Here is a 24,325-nt window from a genome sequence, read left to right on the forward strand (position 1 = left end):
GTAGGAGAAACCAGAATGTTTTCACCAGTTAATTTATTTTTCTCAATCATGTAATCCATTAATTTTGCAGCATTGAAGCCAGCAGCTTCTACATTCAATGCAATGCTTGAAAGAGGAGGGTCACCCAGTTCACAAACCATAGGGTCATTATCAACTCCAATTACAGCTACATCATCAGGAATTTTTATATTCATCAATTTGCAAACCTCGAGAATATGCTGACCACGGTCGTCATTGCATGCAAAAATACCAATAGGTTTAGGAAGTGATTTTATCCAGTTGATTAAATGCTTTTGTTCATTTTTCCAGTAAATTTTTTTGCCCTTTGGAGAGACATAGTTATAAGTTTTATAGCCAGCTTCGTTAATAAATTTATTGAAATAAAATTTTCTTCCTTCGGACCAATCATATTCATCAAATCCACAGAAAGCAAAATTTTTCAAACCTTTTTCGAGGAAATGTTCGGATGCCATTTTTGCGATTGCATAAGAATCAGTTTTAATAACAGGAACATCTTTTGGATATTTTGAATCATGAATTGCAAGGATGGTTGGTTTCTTCAATTTGAGAAGATCTTTAGAGATTAATGTATCTCTCATTATTATTCCATCAGGATTCCAATTTGTAAGATGAGGAATAGAAGATTTTAAATCTATCGGCTCTTTGTAAAATGACCATGGTCCATGCAATTTTGCATATTGAGTTATGCCAATAATCAAATGTCTTCCAAATGCACGAGATGTTTCAAGCAACAATACAATTTTTTTCATCTTCTAATCAGAGCATTTGATTTTTTTACACTTAATTTCAAGTGTACTGCTTTTTAAAAATTCAGACTCTGCTTTGATTCTAATAATTCCTTCTTTGTCTTTCATACTTCTTACAATAACTAATGCTAAACCATTAAATGCGCGGCGCTGATGAGAAGGGAAAGGAGTAAAGTCTGCAGGATTTCCGTTATCAGTTGCAATTATTTCACCAGGTCCTTCAATACTGAATTTTATAAGATTATCTTCAAGTGGGCAAACATTTTCTTTATCATCTTCAATTTTAACAGTGATGAAAGCTAAATCTTTACCATCTGCTTTAATAATTTTATCATCCGTTTCCATTTTTAACTGAACAGGTGCACCTGCAGTTCGAACAATATCTTCTGCCCAGAGTTTTCCATTTTTATAAGCAACTACTTTTAGTTCACCAGGTTCATAAACTGCATCATCCCATCTTATACGGTATTCATATTGAGCTTTCTTCTTTCTTCCTAATGATTTTCCATTTAAAAATAATTCTGCTTCATCTCCCGAAGTGAATACATGAACGGGGATAATTTTTCCTGTGCTGTCTTTCCAATTCCAATGAGGCAGAATGTGAGCCATTGGAATTTCCGGACGCCAATAGGATTGATATAAATAAAATCTGTCTTTCTTAAATCCTGCTAAATCTATAATTCCAAAATATGAACTGCGTGCAGAGTAATAGGGAGTAGGCTCGCCAAGATAATCCCATCCGCTCCATACAAATCCACCGGCAACAAATGGATTTTTATCGAGTGTTGCAAATACTTTATCTGCAGAAGAACCAAATGGAGCAGTATACAATTCATAAGCACTCACATACAAATTTTTTGGGTCACCACCCGATCCATCTTTTACTGGTGCACTGATACTTTTTGTGACAGGTAAGAGATATGTACCACGACTGCTTACTGCTGCAGCATTTTCGCTGCTTAGAATCAATTTATCTGGAAAAGCTTTATGAAATGCTGAATATAATGGCGGTGTTTTAATTCCTTGAAGGTCTTTGTATTCCTCTGCATCACGAATGCCTTCCCCCTGATAATTAAGGCTGATAACATCAAACACTTTTGGAAAAGGCATATCTGGTTTTGCATAATTCATCGATGCTGTTGTGGGTCTTGTTGGGTCTTCTTCTTTTGCAATATCATTTAATCTTTTTCCAATTGCAGCTCCGTTTTCACCTGTGTATTGCTCTCCAACTTCATTACCAAGCGACCACATTATAACTGAAGGATGATTTCTATCGCGACGAATGAATGCTCTTAAATCCTGTTCATGCCATTCTGGGAATATGAGATGAAAATCAAGTGGAGTTTTTTTTCTTTCCCAAACATCAAATATTTCATCAACAACAAGAAATCCAAGACTATCAGTCAATTCAAGAAATTCTGGAGCTGGAGGATTATGTGCAGTTCTAATTGCATTACAACCCATTTCTCTTAATAATTTTAATTGACGTAATGCTGCTTTTAAGTTAAAAGCTGCGCCTAATGCACCTAAATCATGATGCAGATTTACACCTTTGATTTCGATTCGTTCACCATTTACAAAAATTCCACTATCAGGATTAAATTTGATTGAACGAATTCCAAATTTTGTTTCGTATTTATCAACAAGTTTATTTTCAACAAATAATTTTGTAATTGCAACATAAAGATTTGGAAATTGAGTTGGCGGTGGTCCCCATAGTTTCGGATTTTTAATTGTAATGGAAGATTCAATTTTTGTTTTTTTCTGTTTTATGATTGTTGTTTCAACAGGTTTAAGTTCTGCAACCTTTTTCTTCTTTTTACCTTCGAGTGAAAAAATTTCTGTTATTACTTTTACGTTTTCATTCTTTTTGGAATGATTATTTATGATAATCTCAATATTAACATCTGCAGAATTATTTGTTATGTTTTTTGTTGTGATGAATGTTCCCCAGTTAGCTACATGAATTGAATTAGTTTTTATTAACCAGACGTTTCGATAAATACCTCCACCAGGATACCATCTTGATGAAGCTGGAGGATTATCAAGTCTAATCGCCAATTGATTATCTTCACCAAATTTGATGTAAGGTGTAAGATTAAGATACCAAGAAGCATAACCATAGGGCCAACCTCCAACAAGATGACCATTTAACCAAACCATTGCATAAGACATCGCTCCTTCAATTTCAAGATAGATACATTTGTTAGAGTCTTCTTTGGGGATAAAAATTTTTTTTCTATACCATGCTACACCTGGACTCGGAAGTCTTCCCATTCCACCGCCAACTTCTTTATCATTATTTTTCAGAAATGGTCCCTTTATTGCCCAATCGTGTGGTAAATTAATTATCTCCCACTTGCTGTCATCATAATTAAGTTTTACAAAAGGGAAATTTTCCCCCGGATTACCTTTTGGACGTATATAATGTTTGGAAGAATCTTTTATGAATTCATTACCAGTGGGAAGTATCCATGGTTTCAATACAAATTTATTTGTTGATATTTTTTCTGCTTCTGTTGGTTCAGCATCAGCAGGCTTGCCATCTTGATTTTCTTTTAACTCAGGACGAACATCATAGATTAAACTATCGGCTTCTTCAATTGAATTATATTTATAAAAGCGCCATCCTTCGTTAATTAAAATTTTTTCTCTAGTATTTCTTGATCCTTTATTGCTTTTATTAATGGCAAGAATACTCACATTAAAAATCGATGCAATTATAAATATTAATATTCCTGTTCTTAACAATCTAATTATTTCATATATATTCATTATTTTTCCGATATATTTTATCTCTATGTTCATAAATAATTTCCTTTATGTTGCTTTTCTATACGATACATGCTAATAATAAATTATTTTGTTTGGTAATTCAACAACTATTCTAAAATTATTTTGTATTACTGCATATTAAAATTTTTTAATGAAGATTATTGACTTTGAAAATGAAATTACAGTTTGTATTACTTTTTAATAATCTCTGCTTTAATTTGAGTAAATGAGTGAGCAGGGAATGTAAATGAAATTTTATTGCCACTAATTTTTATTTCTTTTGTTGCTGGAATGTATTCTTCTTTCTTTTCGAATGTAAAAGTTTCATCGAGTGAATTGGAATTAATTATTTTAGCTTCAGCTTTTCCAGCGAATGAATATGCAGTGTTAATTATATCTGCAGTTATTGAATTGTCTTTGTGACGATTAACAACATTAATATAAACTGTATTTGTTTCTTCAGAATAAACAGTTGTAACATCAAGGAAAGGAATGCCTTTGTATTTTTCTGTATTAAATGTATCACATTCAATATAGGTATCAACAGATTTTCCGCGACAATTATTTGAAAATAATTTATAAATATAAAACAGAGGTGTTTTGAATGTGCCCTTTTCTTTGTCTTCTTGAAGCAGAGAAGTAAGAAGAGTAAAATTTGCCATTTTAACTATATTTGCATTACGAATAAAAGAATTGAAACATTGTGCTATAGGTAATACGGAAAGGAAATTTCTTCCCAGTATACCCCATTCATCAACTGCAATATAGATGGGTTTTTTGAAATCTTTCATTACACTGGCGGAATAAATCAGCGAGGATGTAACTTTTATTTTTTCTTCAAAATCGAGTGCACTTTGACCCATAAAAGTATAATAATCATCAGACCTTTCCCAATATCTATGGATTGAAATATAATCGACAATATCACCCAAACCTGTTAGAACTTTCCAGTTCCAATCAACCCATTTTCCTGTTGATTCATAATACGATGAGCCTGATGCAACAAGTTTAATTGATTTATCAACTGAGCGCATTGCCTTAGCTGCTTCGCGTGCTATTTTAACATAATCATCTGCATTTTTATAACCGAGTTCCCAGGGTTCTCCATCAACTTCATTTCCTAAATCCCAAATTTTTACATTGTATGGTTGAGGATGACCATTTTTTGCTCGTAAATCTGAATAATATGTTCCACTTTTATAATTGCAATATTCTACCCAATAGACAGCATCCATAATATTACCTAGACCCAAATTAACACATATTACATTTTCACTTCCGATTGATTTGTTAAGAGCAATCCATTCATCAGTTCCTACCTGATTTGTTTCTAATCCTCCCCACGCTAAGTTAATTCTTGTGGGTCGCTGATTCTTTGGACCTATACCATCTTTCCAATCGTATCCCATCACAAAGTTTCCGCCAGGCCAACGCATATTGGTAATTTTCAATTCTTTCATTGCATCGATATAATCTTTCCTGAACCCATTTTCATCAGCAAGAGGGGAGAGAGGATTATATAATGTTCCATAAAGTGTACTAAAAAATGCAGTATCACTTAATCCCATTCGAGCTCCTGAAAAATTAATCGGCTCCATAAATACACCGTAAATTTTAGGGTCAATCTCTCCAATAGTTCGATCAATGTCGATTTTAATTTTAGCCCTCTGTGCAAATAAAATGATGGGCAGTAAAAATGTTAATAGAAAAAATATTTTTTTCATATCATCCTCATGATTTAATTATAAAAAAATCTTATGTATAAAAAATGTTTATATTCTTAGCATATAATTTCTATTTATTCAAAACTTATCCAGTCGATTTCAACTTTTTCATTTTCACTTGATACTACAATAATATTGTGTATACCTTGTTTTATCCCATTTACTCTAGATTTTACGATTTGCCATTCTTTACTTGGTGAAATAGTTATCTTTGCTATTGAAGGGTTTTTGATATTATCTAATTTAATTTTGAGAAGCCCGCCTTTTTCTGAACAAGCATTCATGACAATGGTGGTAAACTTTGCTTTCCCAAAATCAACACTATTATATTTCACCCACGCACCTTTCTTTGTAAAAACTGTTTTCCAACCTTTGAAAGTATTTGATGTATCTAAATAGACAACCTCAACACCTTCGTTACTAATTTCGTTGTATCGATCAATCTCTACTTTCTTTGAAGCATTTGTGATACCAACACCTCTATAAGTTGGTCTTACTTTGCGGATTGTTCCATCTTCATTGAAAAAGAGGCTATCGATGCAAAATGATCTATTTTTATCAAAGTGTGGAGACAAAGAATTATTATGATAGAACAAATACCATTGACCTTTGAATTCAATAATAGAATGATGATTTGTCCAGCAAGTAGGTGACTCGTCCATAATAACTCCAGCCATCTTAAATGGCCCCATTGGATGAGGTCCCATTGCATACTCAAGTCGTTCTCTTTCATTTTCAACGTGAGGAAAAGTTAAGTAATAAATTCCATTTCTCTCAAATACCCATGGTCCTTCTTTTAAACCCTTTTCCGGCAAGTTCGATATAATTTGAGGTTCTGAATCCAGCTCAATCATGTTGTCCTTCAATTTTGCAACATAGATGTGCCTCAACGACCAATAAAGATATGCTTGGCCATCTTTATCTATGAAAACATTTGGATCAATGCCCCTTACTCCTTTGATTGGTTCTGGCAAAGGTGTATAGGGTCCCTCAGGTTTATCTGCTATTGCTACACCAATCGAAAAGAGCTTTCTACCTGCTGAATCTGGTTTATTACTAATTGCTGGGAAGTAGAAATAGTATTTTCCGTTTCGTTCAATACAATCTGGTGCCCACATACTGTATGCGTTGCTATCGACCCAAGGAACATTATATTGGGATACAATCACTCCATGGTCAACCCAATCCACAAGATTGTCAGAAGAGAACACATGATAATCTTCCATGCAAAACCAATCTTTGCGAAGATTTTTACCCTCCGGGGCAGGAATATCATGAGAAGGGAATACATATACTTTTCCATTGAAAACCCTTGCAGATGGATCTGCAGTAAATTGATTACTAATGATTGTATTTTGTGCTTGTATTTTGATATTAATTACTATTAAAAAGAGCAATAATCTTTTCAATCATTCTCCTCTGATTAATGAAGAATTATAATCATAAAGAAAATATAGCTGTTAATAAAATCATTATAGTCATTAAATATACTTTCTAAACTATTGTATCTTTATTCTTGCTACTTTCAAATCTTTTGTGCTTGAACTGCTACCATAGTAAATTTCATACTCACCATTTGTTACAGTCATACTTCGAGTTTTGCTGTCATAAAATTCAAAAGCTTTGCTGTTAAGTGTGAATTGAACTTCTTTAGTTTTTCCTGCTTCAATTTCTACTCTCTTAAATTCACGAAGTGTTTTGATTGGGCCATCAATGTCATTTACTTTTTTTACATAAATTTGTAAGACTTCAGCGCCATCCAATTTCCCTGTATTTGTAATTGGGATACTGATTCCAAGAGAATCATTTGCATTAAGTGTAGTTTTGTTCAATTTTGCTTCGCCAATATTAAATGTAGTGTAACTCAAACCAAACCCAAATGGGAAAAGTGCCTCATCCATAAATCGATAAGTTCTGCCTTTCATTGAATAATCTTCAAAATCCGGAAGCTGTTCTGAACTTTTATAAAAAGTAACTGGCAATTTTCCGCAAGGATTATAATCTCCAAAAATTACATCTGCTACTGCCAATCCTCCTGATTCTCCCGGATACCATGCTTGTAATATTGCATCGCATGCTTGTGCTTCTGGAGTTAGTGCTATAGCTGAACCCGAGCAATTAACAAAGATAATTTTTTTGTTAGCTTGTTTTAAAAGCTTAATCAAATTTCTTTGAACAGATGGAAGCTCTATGTTTGTTCTATCACCGCCTTTAAAACCGGGATATGATACAGGCATTTCTTCTCCTTCAAGTCTTCCTGATAATCCTCCAACAAAAATAACAGTGTCAATTCCTCTTAAATTGTTTAATAAGTCTGTATAATTAACATCGATTTCTTTTCCAAAGTCGAACTCGATATTTGCCTGCCAGTTGTATTGTTGAGAGTATTTGATTTCAATTAAATATTTTTTTCCGGCTTCTACTTTGTAAGATAATCTTGATGGTAAAGTTCTCCAGTTGTGAAATTTGACTAATGTTTCTCCATTAATTATTAATTCAAAATTTCCAGTTGCACCATATTTAAAAACAATTTCTTCACTGACAGTTGGAATAAATTCAGTTTGATAAATTGCTGAGAATCCTTCAAGTCTTACACCAGGGGCAAATTCATGTTGTCCTGCCGTTGTTAGTTTAAGAGGAGATGTAATTTGTTGAGTTGCCACAATATTACCAGTAAAATCTCGTGTGTTCCAGTAAGTTGCTTTGAAACCAATTTTATTTTCGAACTTACATTTATTGAAATAACTATCTATGATTTTATCTTCAACAATATCACAGCCTTTATCGTAAAAAACTTTGCTTGGAGATAATTTATAAATTATTCCTTCAAGTATTGTAATTGTTTTTATAGGTTTGCCATTATAATTGCCCCATTGCATAACTGAATCATTTGCATTTGGTCCAATCACTGCAATTTTATTTATTGAGAGTTTATTTAATGGAAGAATATTATTTTTATTTTGAAGCAGGACGATTGATTGTCTTGCCATATCAAGTGCAAGTTTTCGATGTTCTTCACAATTAATTATTGAAGGAGGAATTTTAGACCATGGAACAATTGAATCAGGGTCCATTTCACCAAGCTCTAATCTTCCCATAATTATACGCATCAAACTTTTATCAATATCTTCTTCTTTGATTAAGCCGCGATTAACAGCTTCTGATAGAGTTTTAAATGGATAGTTATCCCAAAAGCATTCAATATCAGTTCCTGCAAGCAAAGCTTTTGAAGATGCATGCATTGGAGTAGAAGATACTTTGTGACTTGCAAAGAAATCTCCTACAGCACCGCAGTCTGAAACAACAATATATTTGTATCCCCATTCATCGCGTAAAATTCTCTGAAGCAGACGGCTATTACCGCAACAAGGTTCATCATCAAGGCGATGGTATGCACACATGACTTCGCGAACCTTTGCTTCCTGAACTAATGATTTGAAAGCAGGCAAATAAGTTTCATACAAATCTCTGGGATCAATATTGTTCAAATTAATCTCATGTCGGCTCCATTCTGGTCCTGAATGAACTGCAAAGTGTTTAGCACATGCAAGTAATTTTCTATACTTTGAAGTATCGGGTCCTTGAAGTCCTTTTACAACAGCAACACCCATACGTGACATCAAGTATGGGTCTTCGCCATAGGTTTCTTGTCCACGTCCCCAACGCGGGTCACGGAAAATATTGATATTTGGTGTCCATACTGATAAACTTAAAAAGCGTTTATTTTCTCCACCTCTTCTTAAATGTTCATGGTATTTTGCTCTTACTTCATCTGATACTGCATTGAAAATTTTATAAACAAGTTCATCATTGAAAGATGCAGCCATACCTATAGGTTGAGGAAAGACTGTAACACTATCATTATTTGCAAGTCCATGAAGAGCTTCACTCCACCAGTTGAATTTTTTAATCCCCAATCGTGGAATTGCTTCGGACTGATCGCACATTAAATTTACTTTTTCTTCAAGTGTTAATTTTGAAATTAAATCTTTAGCTCGTTCTTCAAAACTGAGTTTAGGATTTTGAAAAGGAAATTGTTGAGCATGCAAGTAAAGTGTTAAAGAAAAAATAAATAGAAAAAATTTTTTATACATGTTATCACCTTGAATTTACTTAAATAATAATTGTGCAAAATTGTAAAGGTTATTTCTCCATACAGGCCATGTATGTCCACCAGGATATTCGCTGTATAAATACTTTACGCCTAATTCATCAAACTTTTTAAGCATGACTTGGCAATTCTGCCATGCAATATCTTCTTTACCACCCATTCCAATCCAGAGTAACTTCAGATTTGACGTAATCTTTTCTTTATTCTTTGCAATATATTCATATTGTCGCTCAGCAAGATCGTTTTGCCGAGGAACTATCCAACCTGAGCTGAATACACCGAGATAAGCAAACAGATCTGTATTTCGTATTCCTGCATACAGAGTTTGAAGTCCTCCCATGGATAAGCCTGCCAGCGCTCTGTATCGTGCTTGATTTTTCACTCTGTAATTTTTCTCAACAAAAGGAATGACACTTTCTTTCAGCTCAGATTCAAAAAGTCTCAACCCGTCTTCGCCAAATGCTTGTAGTGGCATGTTGCCATCAACCATCACAATAAGCATTGGTACTGCTTTTTTCTCAGCAATAAGGTTATCCATAATCAAATCTGTTTTTCCTTGTTGTGCCCATCCGCGCTGATCTTCACCACCACCATGGAGAATGTAGAGCACAGGATATTTTTCATTTGTATTTAGATCATAGCCAGGTGGAGTATAGAGATAAAAGCTTCGCCATGAACGGGTTATCTTGGAGAAATATCTTTTGATTCGAATATCTCCATGTGGCAAATCCTTTACTTCACAGTAGTCCCAATCTTTATACGGCACCTCAATCCCGCTTGCCATGCGTCCCATTCCATAGAACGCTTCACTTGCTGGATCACAAACAGCTACCCCATCGATGATCAATGAGTAATAATGGAATCCCTCTGTTAAAGAATCCGTGATAACTTCCCACACACCATCCTCATTCTTTTTCATGTCATATTTCTTGTGTAGGTCAAGCTGTATTTTTTGAGCTTCGGGTGCTTTAATACGAAATATGGCGCGGCCATCAGGCAAAATTTGTGGATATCTCGCTCCACGCACATTGCTGGAAGCAGGCGTTCCTGCTGTTGTGAATTTTTTGATTGTATTCACATCTATTGGCTTGAATATCAATTGCGAAAACCAATATAGACTGCTTTTCCAAATTTTAAAATCGTGGCCACCTGGTTCTGCAAAATAAATGTGCGGAATATTTTTCTTCGTAAGATAATCATGCGTTCGTTGACTAATAAAGATGAGATTGTCATCTTCCCCACAGGATATCCAGAGTAGTTTTATTTTTTTCTTGGCCTGTTCAGGATCAGGAACAAGTTCTTCCGGCGCTTTTGTATTCGGCGCTGATGAAAAGCCACCAATCCAGGCAAATTGATCAAGATTCCCTAATCCAAAGTTTAGTGATTGTCCACCACCCATAGAAAGTCCAGCAATCGCTCGATGCTCCCGATCTGTATACACAGGATACGTCTTTTCTATGAATGGAATCAAGTCATTCAGTAAATCCTTTTCAAAATTGGCAAACGCTTGGACTTTTACACTATCAAAGATATCTCCCGTTGCTCGGTCATCTTTCATAGCACGGCCATTTGGCATGACGACAATCATAGGTTCCATCTTCTTTTCTGCATACAGGTTATCGAAAATAACCTGCGGTTGTGCACCTTTCAGCCATTCCGTTTCATCTCCACCGATTCCATGTAAGAGATAAAGCACAGGATATTTCTTGTCGCTAGAAAATTCAGGCGGAGTGTATACAAGTGCCCTTCGAGTTGTACCTACAGTCTTCGACTCGTAGTACACTGTATCAATTCTGCCATGGGGAATATTTGTTCTCAGAGAATCAAAATTCTCTGGTTTACGATTCAATGTAGTTTGAGAAATTACACAATTAACAATTATGAAAAGAAAAATGAAAACTAAATTTCTCATAAGATGCCCTTTTTTTAACTGCAATTTTAAGAGATGAATTACTATTTAATAAAATTGAACTCGAATATTTTTTTAATCAAGATTATTATTCTGATTTCTTTATAACAAGAATATAAGTTTTTCCCGCCTCAGTATCGAAATCATATAAAAAAGTTTTCTTGGTGTTTATGATATTCAATTTTTCAGGATTAGAAATAATAGGTTTCTTTAATTCAGGAGTTTCAAAAAAAGGATTTGAATTGTTGCCCTTTGCTTTTTTCAATTTACCATTTGATAAAACAATTTCATTTGGCAGACGTATTCTGCAATTACCACCTAGTTTTGATTTAATAATAATTTTTTGAACCAGTCCATTTTCCCAATTAAAACTAACTTCAAAACCTCCGGGTGTTCTCAAACCACTTATACTTCCATTTTTCCATTCATCAGGAAGAGCAGGGAGAAAATGAATTGCTCCATCATGACTTTGCAAAAGCATCTCTGTAATTCCAGAAGTAAATCCAAAATTTCCATCTATTTGAAATGGAGGATGGGAATCAAAAAGATTTGGGTAAGTTCCTCCTTTATGTTTTCCATCAGGCAGAATTGCTGGTGACAATTGGTCTTTAATTAATTTTAATGCATGATTGCCATCAAGCAGACGAGCCCATAAATTTATTTTCCATGCCATCGACCAGCCTGTTGATTCATCTCCTCTTGCAATCAATGAAGTTCTTGCTGCAGAAAATAATTCTGGTGTTCGATATGGTGAAATTTGATTTGATGGAAATAATCCATACAAATGAGATACATGACGATGTTTGTCATTTGGATTATCCCAATCTTCCAGCCATTCCTGAATTTGCCCCCATTTCCCAATTTGCATTGGAGGTAATCTTTTTAGTTTCTTATGAACTTTTTTAATAAAGTTTTTGTCGATGTTAAGTATTTGAGCTGCTCTAATAGTTTTTGTGAACAAATCAAAAAGAAGCTGATTGTCAATTGTAGCACCTGCTGTTATTGAAACATCTGGATGAATTGAAGGTGCATTTTCTGGAGATAGGGAAGGACAAACAACCAACCATTTATGCTTTGGTTCTTCAACAAGGAAATCAAGAAAGAACTCAGTTGCACTTTTCAAGATAGGGTAGATTGATTTAAGATACTCAATATCGCCGTTGAATAAATATTTTTCCCATAAATGTTGGCAGAGCCATGCACCGCCTAATGGCCACATTCCCCAGAATGCACCATCAACTGGTCCTGTAATCCTCCAGATATCAGTATTATGATGAAGAACCCATCCTTTTGCATTGTACATATCTTTTGCAGTTTGAATTCCTGTTTGCGAAAGCTCTCTAATCATTTGAATTAATGGCTCATTCATTTCAGTTAAATTTGCAGGCTCTGATAACCAGTAATTCATTTCTGTGTTGATATTGACAGTATACTTGCTGTCCCATGGAGGATAAAGCTGATCATTCCAGATTCCTTGAAGATTTGCAGGCTGTCCACCAGGTCTAGATGAAGATATAAGTAAATAACGACCATATTGAAAATAGAGCGATATCAATTGAGGGTCATCACTTTTTGCAAAGTTTTCTAATCTAATATTTGTTGGAAGATTTACTGCATCTGTAATTCCAAGATTAATATTTACGCGGTTATAATAATTTTGATAATCATTGAGATGATCATTCAGAATTTGTACATAGTTTTTCTTGATAACATTTTCAATAAAAGAATTTGCTTTTTCATATGGATTGGCGCTAATGTCTTTATAGTTTTTAAAACTTGATGCAATAGAAATAAATATCGTTGCTGTATCTGCATTTTTGACAATTAAACTTGTATCCGTTGATGTTATAGTTCCACCAGAAGTTAATATTTTCACATGAACCTGAAATTTAACTGCTCCTTTGATTGAATCACAATCGCTGGTAATTCCTGACATTATTATTTTATCATTTCCTTCTGTAAACACATCAACTTTGCCGGGATGATTTAGTGCAGCAGTAAAACTTAAACTTCCTTGTTTACTCGCTGTTGTTCTAAAGACTATGATATTATCAGGATGAGAAGAAAAAATTTCCCGCTTGTAACTTATGCCATTGACTTCATATAAAGTTGTAACAATTGCTGTTTCAAGATTAAGTTCGCGATAATAGTTTGAATAATTTTTATGTTCTGGAAATGATAGCAGAAGAGAGCCGGCAGTCTGATAAGGCATACCATGAGAAATTTTACTTATAAAATTTTGATTTATGAGTTCTTGAGCTTCTTTATTTTTTCCTTCAAAAATTAATTGTCTTACTTTTGTTAAAAATTTTTTTGCATTCGGATTATCATTTCTATGAGGCTGACCACCCCAGATAGTATTTTCATTGAGTTGAATTTTTTCAACAGATGGATTACCAAAAATCATTGCCCCTAAGTTTCCGTTGCCAATTGGCAGTGCTTCAACCCATTTGTCTGCTGGTTTGTTATACCATAACTTAAATAAAGTATTACTCTGTGCAAATAAATTTGTAGCAATTAAAAAGAATAGAAATAATCCTCTTTTCATCATTTAATATTTTTTAGTTTCTTGGAAACCAGACTTTCATTTTACCAATCCCTCTATTTGACCATACGTAGTAAGGGATAAGTATCAATTCATCATTGTTTATTTTGCCTTTGAATGAAATTACTTTTTCTCCTTTAATATCTTTTTCTGCTGGTTCAAAGTTTATATCTTCTGGGATAATGATTGATGAAATATTTTTATTATCAATTTCTTCTGCACAATAAACTATAGGACCATATTCGAATGCAACTTTATTACTGTCTTCTTTAACATTTTCATTTGCTATTACTTTATGAATTCTCATTGGAAGTACTAATTCTAATTTATCTCCTTTATTCCATTTCCTTGTGATTTCAATATAACCTTTATTAAGTTTTATGTTTTCTTGAATTCCATTTATGGTTAATAAAATTTCTTGTTTATGCTTATCAATATATGAATACAAATTACTCGGAACAGGTTTATTCAATGCCCAGCCTGGAATTCGAACTTTTAATGTAAATAATATCTCTCTTTCCGGCTCAATTAAAATATTTATTTTTCCATTCCATGGAAAATCAGTTTTTTGTGAAATCTCAATTTTCACATTATTGATATTAACAGTTGCATTGTTTGATATAAATAAATTAGTGTAAAGAGAATCTTGATTAACAGCATAAATTAAATTTGGAATTGAGGGTATAAAACGAATTAGATTTGTTGGACAGCAAGAACAATCGAACCATGGTTGACGTGTACAGCTTCCCATATTAAATTCATATTTGCCGTCACTTTCCAATGGATTTGGATAGAAGAAATTTTTTCCGTCTAATGAAATTCCGGATAATAATCCATTATAAAGTGTTCTTTCAATAATATCATAATATTTTGAATCACCAGTAAGCAGAAATAAACGATGGTTCCAATAAATACTTGCTATTGAAGCACAAGTTTCGTTGTAAGCTGTTAAGTTTGGCAGTTCATAATCATCTCCAAATGCTTCGCCTTCATGTCTTGAACCCAAACCGCCGGTAATGTACATTTTTTTATTAACAATATTTTCCCACAGTTTATTTACTGAATTTAGATAATCATTATCATTGAATATTACAGCAATATCAGTCATACCAGCATACATATAAAGTGCTCTTACTGCATGGCCAACAGCTTCATACTGTTTAATTACAGGGAGATGGTCCTGACTATATTCACCAAATAATTTGTGAGTTGTTGAATCTCCTCTCAAGTCAAGAAAAAATTTTGCAAGCTTGAGATAATCTTCGTTGTGAGTAATTCGATAAAGTTTTATCAAGCCTGTTTCTACAATTTGATGACCTGGTGGAATATGCAATTTACCAGGACCAAAATTTTTTACAAGTAAATCTGCATTTTTAATTGCTATATCTAAAAAATTTCTTTTTCCTGTTGCCCAGTAATGTGCGGCAGCAGCCTCGAATAAATGTCCGCTGTTATATAATTCATGGCTGCTTATTTCATTTTCCCATCTGTATTTTGATGGCTTAACCCACCATGCTGGAGGTTTTTCTTTATTAATTGTAAACCAAGTGGTAAGGTATCCATCGGGTTCCTGCCCAAATTTAATAATTGCAATTAATGAATCAATATAATTTTCTAATTCAGGATTTGGTTTGTTAATTAATGAATATGATGCTCCTTCAATTATTTTATAAACATCAGTATCATCAAAAGGCATTTTACCTTTGTATTCACCTTTCTTTTTTCCGCCGGCAACAAGAAAATTTTCTATTCTTCCTTCTTCTTCACATTTTCGCAAAGCATAATAAATTGTTGTATCCTGTATAATTCTGATTTTTGGCAGCCAGAAATTATCGTTAATTTTAACATTTTTGATGCTGACAGGAGAGATAGGATAATCAAAATACTTAGAATTATTTTGTGAATTAATGCAGGTTGTTAATACTAATAAAATATAAAATATTTTTTTCATGATTAAGTTAGTTTTGAAATTTTTTGCAATATAATTTTTATTTCATTTTATTTAAAATGTTTTTCCTGTAAGCTTCTTTAAAAATATTATCTCCTTCGCTTTTATAGTTTAATATTGTTATCCCCATGGCTTTTAATCTGGTTTCTGTGGTTTTGATTCTATCAATCGGATCGGGATGAGTTGAAAGGAAAGTTGCAATTTTAGAACTTGACTTAGAAACTAATCCATCATCTCTAAGTTTTTCAAAAAAGAATTTGACTGCACCGGGATAAAATCTTGTTGAGCTTAAATACTTTATTGAATATTCATCACTTTCGTCTTCATTTGCACGGCTATTTGCAAGTAATGCTAATCCCGAAAACAGATTAGCTGCAAGTTCGGCAAGTTGCGATGGATTTTGACCAAGTGCAATGCTTAAGATTATTGAGATACCATATGAAGCTGTAATTCTCTGTGTTGCATGTCTTCTTTCAACATGTGCAATTTCATGTCCAATCACACCAGCAAGTGCAGCTTCCGAATCAAGATATTTTAACAATCCTGTATACAAATAAATGTAACCGCCCGGCAGAGCAAATGCATTAAGTGTACTGTCGTTCTCGATTATTTCAATCTGGTAATTGTAAACATCTCTTTTTTTAATTTCTGGCGATTTTAATATTTCTTGAAAAATATTTTTATCAATGTATTCTTTTACTTCTTGATTGTCATAAATGGGATATTCTTTTGTGTTCTTTCTGATTTCGGAATCGAACTGCTTGCCTAATTGAACTTCGTCATTATCTGTGAAAATGTTAATCCCAGTTGAGCATGCAGAAATAAAAATTATAACAACTAACCAGATTTTGATATTTTTTATTGTCATAACTTATCCTCAACTAAGTTGTAGCATTAAATCTTTTTTTAAGAAGATAGATGAAAACTGGGGCGCCAATTAAAGCTGTTATTGCTCCAACAGGCAATTCTGCAGGTGAGATGATTGTCCTTGCAATTGTATCTGCAACAGTTAAGTATGAAGCTCCGATAAAAAATGAAGAAGAAAATACAATTCTATTGTCATTTCCAAAAATCATTCTGCAAATATGAGGTACTAGTAATCCAACAAATCCAATAATTCCGCTTACTGATACAAGTGTGCCAATCATTATGCTTGTTATGATGTAAGATGAATTTCTAAGAAGTTTTGTATTAATTCCAAGTTGTTTTGCATAATCTGAACCAAGACTTATAACATTAAACTTATTTGAAAGAAGGATTAAAATTACTGAAGTTAAAATTGTAACTGGAAGAACAAAAATCAGATTACTTTTTTCTGCTAATGACAAATTTCCAATTAGCCAAAAGATAGCAGTTCGAAGTGAATCATTCATTAAAGTCATCATCAATAAAATTGCTGCAGAAAAGAAAGCCCCAACCATTATACCAGAAAGCAAAAGCACATTGGGTTCAAGTTCTCCAAATCTTCTTCCTAAAATAAAAACTATCAACATAACGGTTAATGAACCTGCAAAAGCAAGAAATTGAGTTCCAATAAAAGATAATCCTAAAATGAAAGAAAGAATTGCTCCAAAAGTTCCACCGCTTGAAATACCAAGAATGTAAGGTTCGGCAAGTAGATTCATCAATAAGGATTGGAACACAGCACCTGCAATTGATAAGCCTCCGCCAACCATAATTGCATAAAGTATTCGAGGCAATCTAATTTCTAAGATGATTTGTGATAAATAATTTTCATGATTAAAAAAAAGAATTGAAAAAATTTCTTTAATACTGATATTAACACTTCCAATTGATAAGCAAATTAATGATGTGATAAACAGAAAGAAAGATAAAATCAGAATGTGAAGAATAAATCCGCGAATGGTTAATCTTGAAGTTGTTTCCATAATTCATCCAGAAGTTCTTGAATTCCAAATCCGCTTACTGCAGAAAAAACAACAACCGGAACATTATCATCAAGTTTTTTCTTTTTGATTTTTTTAATTGCAGATTCATCAACCAAATCAGCTTTTGAAAAGCCAATAATTCGTTTCTTTTTGCTTAATACTTTGGAATATATTTCAAGTTCGCTCATCAAAGTTTTATAATCTTTTTGATGATTTTCTGAAGTAATGTCAATCATTATTAATAAAATTTTTGTTCTTTCAATGTGACGCAAAAATTTTAAACCAAGTCCTTTCCCTTTGTGAGCTCCTTCAATTATGCCTGGGATATCAGCAACTGTAAAGCTTTGAAAATCTTTGTATCGAACAATGCCAAGATTTGGTTCGAGTGTTGTGAAAGGGTAATCAGCAATTTTAGGTTTTGCTTCTGAAATAGCTGAAATCAAAGTTGATTTGCCTGCATTTGGAAATCCAACCAGACCAACATCTGCAATAAGTTTTAATTCGAGTATTAAATATTTTTCTTCACCTTCTTTTCCAGGTTCGGCATATCTTGGAGTTTGATTTGTAGGAGTAGCAAAGTTAGCATTTCCTTTTCCACCTTTGCCGCCTTTAGCAGCGATGAAAGTTTTTCCATCTTTGTCAAGGTCACACAGAACTTCTTCTGTTTCAGCATCTTTAATTACAGTTCCAACAGGAACTTTAATAAAAACATCTTTTCCATTTTTTCCATCTTTAAGAGAAGAGCCGCCGGGCTGTCCATTCTGTGCAATGTATTTTCTTTTATATCGAACATCGAGAAGAGTGTTTAAATTTTTATCGGCAACAAAAATCACATTGCCTCCATTACCACCGTTACCGCCTGCAGGTCCTCCCTTTGGAACATATTTTTCTCTTCTAAATGCAACGGCTCCGTTGCCGCCTTTGCCGGCTTTTACATAAATTTTTGCATAATCAATAAACATAATTATTGCGAGCTCTTAAAATATTCTGATATAATTGATTTGAATAATTCTGCTTCCTTTGAGTTGGAACTTAGATTACGGTTTAAAAGTGCTTCATCAATAATTTGATTGGCTTCTTCTATTGAATCACAATTTGAAATTGATTCGAGAATATTTGAGAAATCTTCGATATCGTAATCAAATATTGTTTCAATTATTTTTGTTATTTCTTTGTCTTCTAAAAGTTCATTGATATTAATTGATTTTGTTTTTTTCTCAAAAGTTTTTTTCCCAAAATTTTCATCTGTATTATCATCATCATGTCTAATACTTTCTTCTGGATGAATTGACTCATCAGAAATTTTGATGATGGTTTCAAGTGTATCATGATTTTCAGATTCGTCTTCAATTCTATCTTCTTCGGTTAAATTTTCAACTTCATCTTCATCTATTTCTTCTGATTCTTCTTTTATCAGATTTTTATTTTCAAAAAAGTTAGTGGTGATAGTAACTTCTTCCTGTGAAGCGGATTCTTCCTTTTGCTCCTCTTCTTGATTTTTAGTTTCTTCTTCTAAGGGCTCAATTTCGTTATTCTTGTCAATTCTAATTCTAAATTTTTGTGGTTTGGTACTAACTGGAATTTCTTCTTCATTTTTCTCAACGTCAGAGAAATTTTCATTTTCCAATTCATAAGGCTCTTCACTTTCTTCATTTAGTTCTGCTTCAATATTAATTTCATCACTATCTGATTCACTAATTTCTTCTTCAAAAGAATCTGCTTCATAAATATTTTCTTCTGGTTCACCAATTTTTATTTCTTCTGAAGATTCAACTTCTTCAATAGTTTCAATTTTTTCCTGCTCGGGTTCTTCAATTTGTTTTTCTTCACTTATAACTGCATTAAATTCTTTTTGTAAATCGTTGATGCTGCATTTAATTGTTGCATCATCTCCAAATGCGATTCTAATTCTTCTTAAATGTTGGTCTAAATTTTTCTCCTCAAGAAAAAGTTCTATAGCCTGAAGTGGTATTTTGTTTTTATTTAATTCGCCAATGTTGAAGAAATCTGCCATCGAAGAAAGAGCAGTTGATAAAATATTATTGAGATTTGTTTCAACACCAATTTTATCGATTTTGTCGAGCAGTTCCTCAAATTCTTGAAGATTGAGAGAAAGAATTTTTTTTGAATTGATGTATGAAATTAGAATTTTTTTAAGATAGTTATAATAATAAACATAATTTAAGATTTGTTTGATTTCTCCCGAAGTTCTGTGCTCACCCTCATCGAAAATAAATTTTTTGAGCGTCCATTTTGGTCGAACTAAATAATTGATTGTGAAAGAAGATGCATGAAGAATTAATTTAGAAACATATTCGAAAGAAAGTTTTTTTGTTTTTTTAATTTCATCATTGATAAGAGAGAAGTAATAAGCAATTTTTTCTCCAGAGTAATCGAATATGGAATCCTTTAGAAGTTTTTGTCTGTCTTCAAAAATGATGTAGTCTATTTCTGCAGAGATGTAGTTAAGAATTGCAGGATGGAGGTCAACAGCAGAAAGTTGTTCGAAAGTAAAATAAGGACCAAGTTTATTAATCTTGTTTAGGTTGAAATCATAAATAAATTTTATTTCTCTTTCGAACATGGAATGCTTAAACCCAAGTTGTCAATTAAATTAATTTCAAAAATTCTTGATACACAACATCAATAATACCAAAAAGGTTAAAAAAAATCCCGACTTTGTCGGGATTAATCTACCTCTTCGGCTTTAAGTTTAGCCATAACATATTCTCGATTCATTCTGGCAATATTCTTAATTGAAATACCTTTTGGACATTCAGCTTCGCAAGCATAAGTATTTGAACATGCACCAAATCCTAATTCATCCATTTTCTTAACCATTGCTTGAACTCTTCTATATCGTTCAGGTTGACCTTGAGGGAGTAATGCAAGATGAGAAACTTTTGCACTTACAAAAAGCATAGCCGAAGCATTTTTACATGCAGCCACACAGGCGCCGCAACCGATGCAGGTTGCTGCATCCATTGCTTCAGAAGCTATTTCTTTTGGAATTGGAATGGCATTTCCATCAGGGGCACTACCTGTATTAACAGAAATAAATCCTCCGGCTTCCATGATTCTATCAAGTGCAGAGCGGTCAACCATTAAATCTTTTATTACAGGAAAAGCTTTTGCTCTGAATGGTTCAACCCAAATTGTATCTCCATCTTTAAAGTTCCGCATGTGTAATTGACATGTTGCAATGCGAGGAACTGGACCATGTGGATGTCCATTAATTACAAGTCCACATGTTCCACAAATGCCTTCTCTGCAGTCGCTTTCAAAAGCAATCGGTTCTAAATTTTTACTTTCGAGTTCATTGTTAAGTTCATCAAGCATTTCAAGGAAAGATGAATCAGGAGAAACAGAAACTTTATATTCAACAAAACTTCCGGCAGCATTAGGTCCAGGTTGACGCCAGATTTTCAAGGTTAAGTTCAATTTTTTGTCGTTCATTTTTCTACCCCTTATTTCAAAACTTTTTATTTATAACTTCTTGTTGCTAATTGAACATTTTCAAATACAAGCGGCTCTTTATTTAATTCCCATTTACCAACTTCTTTAAATTCCCATGCAGCTACATAAGCATACTCTTCATCATTTCTTAAAGCTTCTCCTTCTTCAGTTTGATATTCAACTCGGAAATGAGCACCACAAGATTCATTACGATGTAAAGCATCGATAGCCATTAATTCTCCTAATTCAAGATAATCTGCAAGTCTTCCTGCTCTTTCAAGACATTGATTGACATCATTTGCATTTCCGACAACATTAACATTTTTCCAGAATTCTTCTCTCAATTGTCGAATTTCATTAATTGCTTCTTTGAGACCCTGTTCACTTCTTGACATACCAACTTTATCCCACATTATTCTTCCGAGTTGTTTGTGAATACTGTCAACAGTTCTCTTTCCTTTAATTGAAAGAAGTTTATTTGTAAAATCTTCGATTTCTTTTTTGACTTTATCAAATTCAGGATGGTCTATTTTGATTAAAGCTGGTTTTTCACTTGCGAGATAATTTCCAATTGTATATGGAAGAATAAAATATCCATCAGCTAAGCCTTGCATTAAAGCACTTGCCCCAAGACGATTTGCACCGTGGTCGGAAAAATTAGCTTCTCCTGCTACAAATAATCCTGGAATTGTGCTCATTAAATTATAGTCGACCCATAAACCACCCATTGTATAATGAGGTGCTGGATAAATTTTCATTGGAACTTCATAAGGATTATCACCAGTGATAGTTTGATACATTTCAAATAAATTTCCATATCGTTCTTCAATAACTTTTCTGCCTAATCTTTTAATTGCATCTCTGAAGTCAAGATAAACTGCTTCCTGACCTTGAGCTCCTCTTCCTTCGTCAACAACTTCTTTTGCAGCCCTAGAAGAGATATCGCGTGGACTTAAATTTCCATAAGTTGGATATTTTCTTTCAAGAAAATAATCCCTTTCTTCTTCTGGAATATCATTTGGATGACGCATATCTCCTTTGAATTTGGAGACCCAAATTCTTCCATCATTTCGTAAGCTTTCACTCATTAATGTTAGCTTGGATTGGCCTTCACCATGAATAGGTAAACAAGTTGGATGAATTTGAGTAAAGCAAGGATTTGCAAATGCAGCCCCTCTTTTATGAGCCCGCCAGATTGCAGTAGCATTACAATTCATTGCATTGGTTGATAGGAAGAAAACATTTGAATATCCGCCTGTAGCAAGTATAACCGCATGAGCAGAGTGTTTTTCAATTTCACCTGTAATTAAATTTCGAACAACAATACCTCTTGCAATGCCATCTATAACAACTAAATCGACCATTTCTCTTCTGGTAAAAAGTTTTACTTTGCCAAGATTAATTTGTCTGTTCATTGCAGCATAAGCACCAAGCAGCAGCTGTTGACCTGTTTGTCCTTTAGCATAAAAAGTTCTTGAAACAAGAGCACCGCCGAAAGAACGATTATCAAGCATGCCTCCATATTCACGAGCAAATGGAACACCTTGAGCCACACATTGATCAATGATATTGCTGCTTACTTCAGCAAGACGATATACATTAGCTTCGCGTGCACGAAAATCGCCACCTTTTATTGTATCGTAGAAGAGTCTGTAAACAGAGTCGCCATCATTTTGATAATTTTTAGCAGCATTAATTCCTCCCTGAGCTGCAACACTGTGTGCTCGTCTTGCACTATCGTGAAATGTAAAGACTTTTACATTATAACCGAGTTCACCTAAAGTTGCAGCTGCCGATGCTCCTGCAAGTCCAGTTCCAACAATTATAATTTCATACTTTCTTTTGTTTGCAGGACTAACCAATTTCATATTGAACTTGTGATTTTCCCATTTATCTTGCAGAGGACCAGCAGGAATTTTTGAATCTAATTTTACCATTAGTTACCTCCATAAAAAAATAAAAAGTAAATTGGAATTGATGCAAAACCAATAACCATAATAAGTGTGTAAATAACTCCAAGCTTTTGTATTAGTGGAAAATATTTTTTGTTATTCCATCCAAAAGTTTGAAATGCACTTTGAAATCCATGCATAAGATGAAAACCCATAAGAATCATAGCAATAATATAAAAGCCTGAGTAAACTGGATTTTGAAATGCTTCAACAACAATATCATAGTAATTATGACTTAATGCTAATGGATGTCCAAGATTAAAAGATACCCAGAATGTTCTTAAATGTATTACGAGAAAAATAAAAATAATGCTTCCACTCCAAATCATTGTTCTTGAAAATATATTTGAATTTTCAGATGAAGCATTAATTTTATACTTAACTGGCCTTGCTTTTCTGTTTTCATACCACAATCGTACTCCATCATAAATATGCAAAATAAAAATTGAAGCTAAGATTACTTCTATTACTCTGATTAGAGGTTTGATGAAGTCAAGATTTTTTACGACTGTGTTAAAAGTCTGGGGTCCGCCATATAAAGAAAGATTGTTGATTAAATGAATTACCAAAAACAACATTATGCAAACCCCAGTTACAGCCATTAGAATTTTTTTACCAATAGAGGAGTTTAATGCATTTAGAAACCAGCCCATTAAGATTCTCCTGTGTTTTGATTTTTTTTATTTCTTTGGAAAAGATTTTTAGAGAAGAGAGAATTATAAGTGATAAGAAGATTCACAATCTGCACCAAAAATTTTATATGCACTTATTAAGATAAGTTTATTGTATATCTTTTTCAATCATTGTTTTTTAATGACTTTTTCTGAAAAAATTTTTCAGCAAAAAAATTTTAAACTTGTCACACAAAAAAATTTTTTTAACTTTGCTTTTGCTTTCTTAAGCAATTTGCGGTGTCCGTAAGGACTTAATAGGGAAACCGGTGAAAATCCGGTGCTGCCCCGCAACTGTGAGAGATTAAAAAAGTCGTTTAACATTTTGCCACTGTCCAAATAAATCGGGATGGGAAGGCGTTAAACGATATCTCGAGCCAGGAGACCTGCCGCAAGTTCCAGTTTTTATAAATCAACCTTCGCGGGTGAGGTTTGATTTACGAGTTATCATATCGTATTTCATTCAAACTTATCAACCCACGAAGTTACACTTTTTAATTACTAAAATTTGTTAAACAAAAAAAGGAGTAACTTCTATGAAAAATTTTTTATTCATCTTTCTATTTTTTTCTAATCTG

The 24,325-nt window shown here is 33.3% G+C and carries 15 protein-coding genes and 1 riboswitch; all 15 genes read right to left on the reverse strand.

Annotated features, from left to right (window positions below):
* Window positions 1–770, reverse strand: a 770-nt coding sequence (locus AC27L2_RS12645; protein ID WP_487212125.1) for a XylR family transcriptional regulator, incomplete at its 3' end; no start/stop codon positions are given.
* 3 nt (window positions 771–773) lie between these two features.
* Window positions 774–3,542 (reverse strand): beta-galactosidase GalB, encoded by a 2,769-nt coding sequence (gene galB, locus AC27L2_RS12650; RefSeq protein ID WP_487212139.1) that lies wholly within the window; start codon window positions 3,540–3,542, stop codon window positions 774–776.
* Between the two features lie 191 nt (window positions 3,543–3,733).
* Window positions 3,734–5,266, reverse strand: coding sequence for an alpha-L-arabinofuranosidase C-terminal domain-containing protein (locus AC27L2_RS12655; protein ID WP_487212126.1), 1,533 nt, complete (start codon window positions 5,264–5,266; stop codon window positions 3,734–3,736).
* Between the two features lie 74 nt (window positions 5,267–5,340).
* Window positions 5,341–6,675 carry a family 43 glycosylhydrolase gene (locus tag AC27L2_RS12660; protein ID WP_487212127.1) on the reverse strand — a complete coding sequence of 445 codons (1,335 nt, stop codon included), beginning with the start codon at window positions 6,673–6,675 and terminating at the stop codon, window positions 5,341–5,343.
* 90 nt (window positions 6,676–6,765) lie between these two features.
* A complete protein-coding gene (gene xyl3A, locus AC27L2_RS12665) occupies window positions 6,766–9,360 on the reverse strand; it encodes a xylan 1,4-beta-xylosidase (protein ID WP_487212128.1) in 2,595 nt (864 codons plus the stop codon).
* 15 nt (window positions 9,361–9,375) lie between these two features.
* Complete coding sequence (locus AC27L2_RS12670; RefSeq protein ID WP_487212129.1) at window positions 9,376–11,289, reverse strand: alpha/beta hydrolase-fold protein; 1,914 nt, start codon at window positions 11,287–11,289, stop codon at window positions 9,376–9,378.
* Between the two features lie 85 nt (window positions 11,290–11,374).
* Window positions 11,375–13,837: a glycoside hydrolase family 95 protein gene (locus tag AC27L2_RS12675; protein WP_487212130.1), complete on the reverse strand. Its 2,463-nt coding sequence runs from the start codon at window positions 13,835–13,837 to the stop codon at window positions 11,375–11,377.
* A gap of 10 nt (window positions 13,838–13,847) precedes the next feature.
* Window positions 13,848–15,782: a glycoside hydrolase family 127 protein gene (locus tag AC27L2_RS12680; protein WP_487212131.1), complete on the reverse strand. Its 1,935-nt coding sequence runs from the start codon at window positions 15,780–15,782 to the stop codon at window positions 13,848–13,850.
* 37 nt (window positions 15,783–15,819) lie between these two features.
* A complete protein-coding gene (locus AC27L2_RS12685) occupies window positions 15,820–16,647 on the reverse strand; it encodes a M48 family metalloprotease (RefSeq protein WP_487212132.1) in 828 nt (275 codons plus the stop codon).
* A gap of 13 nt (window positions 16,648–16,660) precedes the next feature.
* Window positions 16,661–17,668: a FecCD family ABC transporter permease gene (locus AC27L2_RS12690; protein ID WP_487212133.1), complete on the reverse strand. Its 1,008-nt coding sequence runs from the start codon at window positions 17,666–17,668 to the stop codon at window positions 16,661–16,663.
* Window positions 17,647–18,630 (reverse strand): GTPase ObgE, encoded by a 984-nt coding sequence (obgE, locus tag AC27L2_RS12695; protein WP_487212134.1) that lies wholly within the window; start codon window positions 18,628–18,630, stop codon window positions 17,647–17,649. The genes AC27L2_RS12690 and obgE overlap by 22 nt, the downstream gene beginning before the upstream one ends.
* Before the next feature lie 2 nt (window positions 18,631–18,632).
* Window positions 18,633–20,252, reverse strand: coding sequence for a DUF8457 domain-containing protein (locus AC27L2_RS12700; protein ID WP_487212135.1), 1,620 nt, complete (start codon window positions 20,250–20,252; stop codon window positions 18,633–18,635).
* 104 nt (window positions 20,253–20,356) lie between these two features.
* Window positions 20,357–21,124 (reverse strand): succinate dehydrogenase/fumarate reductase iron-sulfur subunit, encoded by a 768-nt coding sequence (locus tag AC27L2_RS12705; protein WP_487212136.1) that lies wholly within the window; start codon window positions 21,122–21,124, stop codon window positions 20,357–20,359.
* A 26-nt stretch (window positions 21,125–21,150) separates the two neighbouring features.
* Window positions 21,151–23,061: a fumarate reductase/succinate dehydrogenase flavoprotein subunit gene (locus tag AC27L2_RS12710; RefSeq protein ID WP_487212137.1), complete on the reverse strand. Its 1,911-nt coding sequence runs from the start codon at window positions 23,059–23,061 to the stop codon at window positions 21,151–21,153.
* Window positions 23,061–23,729 (reverse strand): succinate dehydrogenase cytochrome b subunit, encoded by a 669-nt coding sequence (locus tag AC27L2_RS12715; protein ID WP_487212138.1) that lies wholly within the window; start codon window positions 23,727–23,729, stop codon window positions 23,061–23,063. The genes AC27L2_RS12710 and AC27L2_RS12715 overlap by 1 nt, the downstream gene beginning before the upstream one ends.
* 239 nt (window positions 23,730–23,968) lie before the next feature.
* Window positions 23,969–24,155: riboswitch (cobalamin riboswitch) on the forward strand.
* The last annotated feature ends 170 nt before the right edge of the window (window positions 24,156–24,325 follow it).

It is taken from the genome of Rosettibacter sp. KY25, assembly GCF_057554405.1.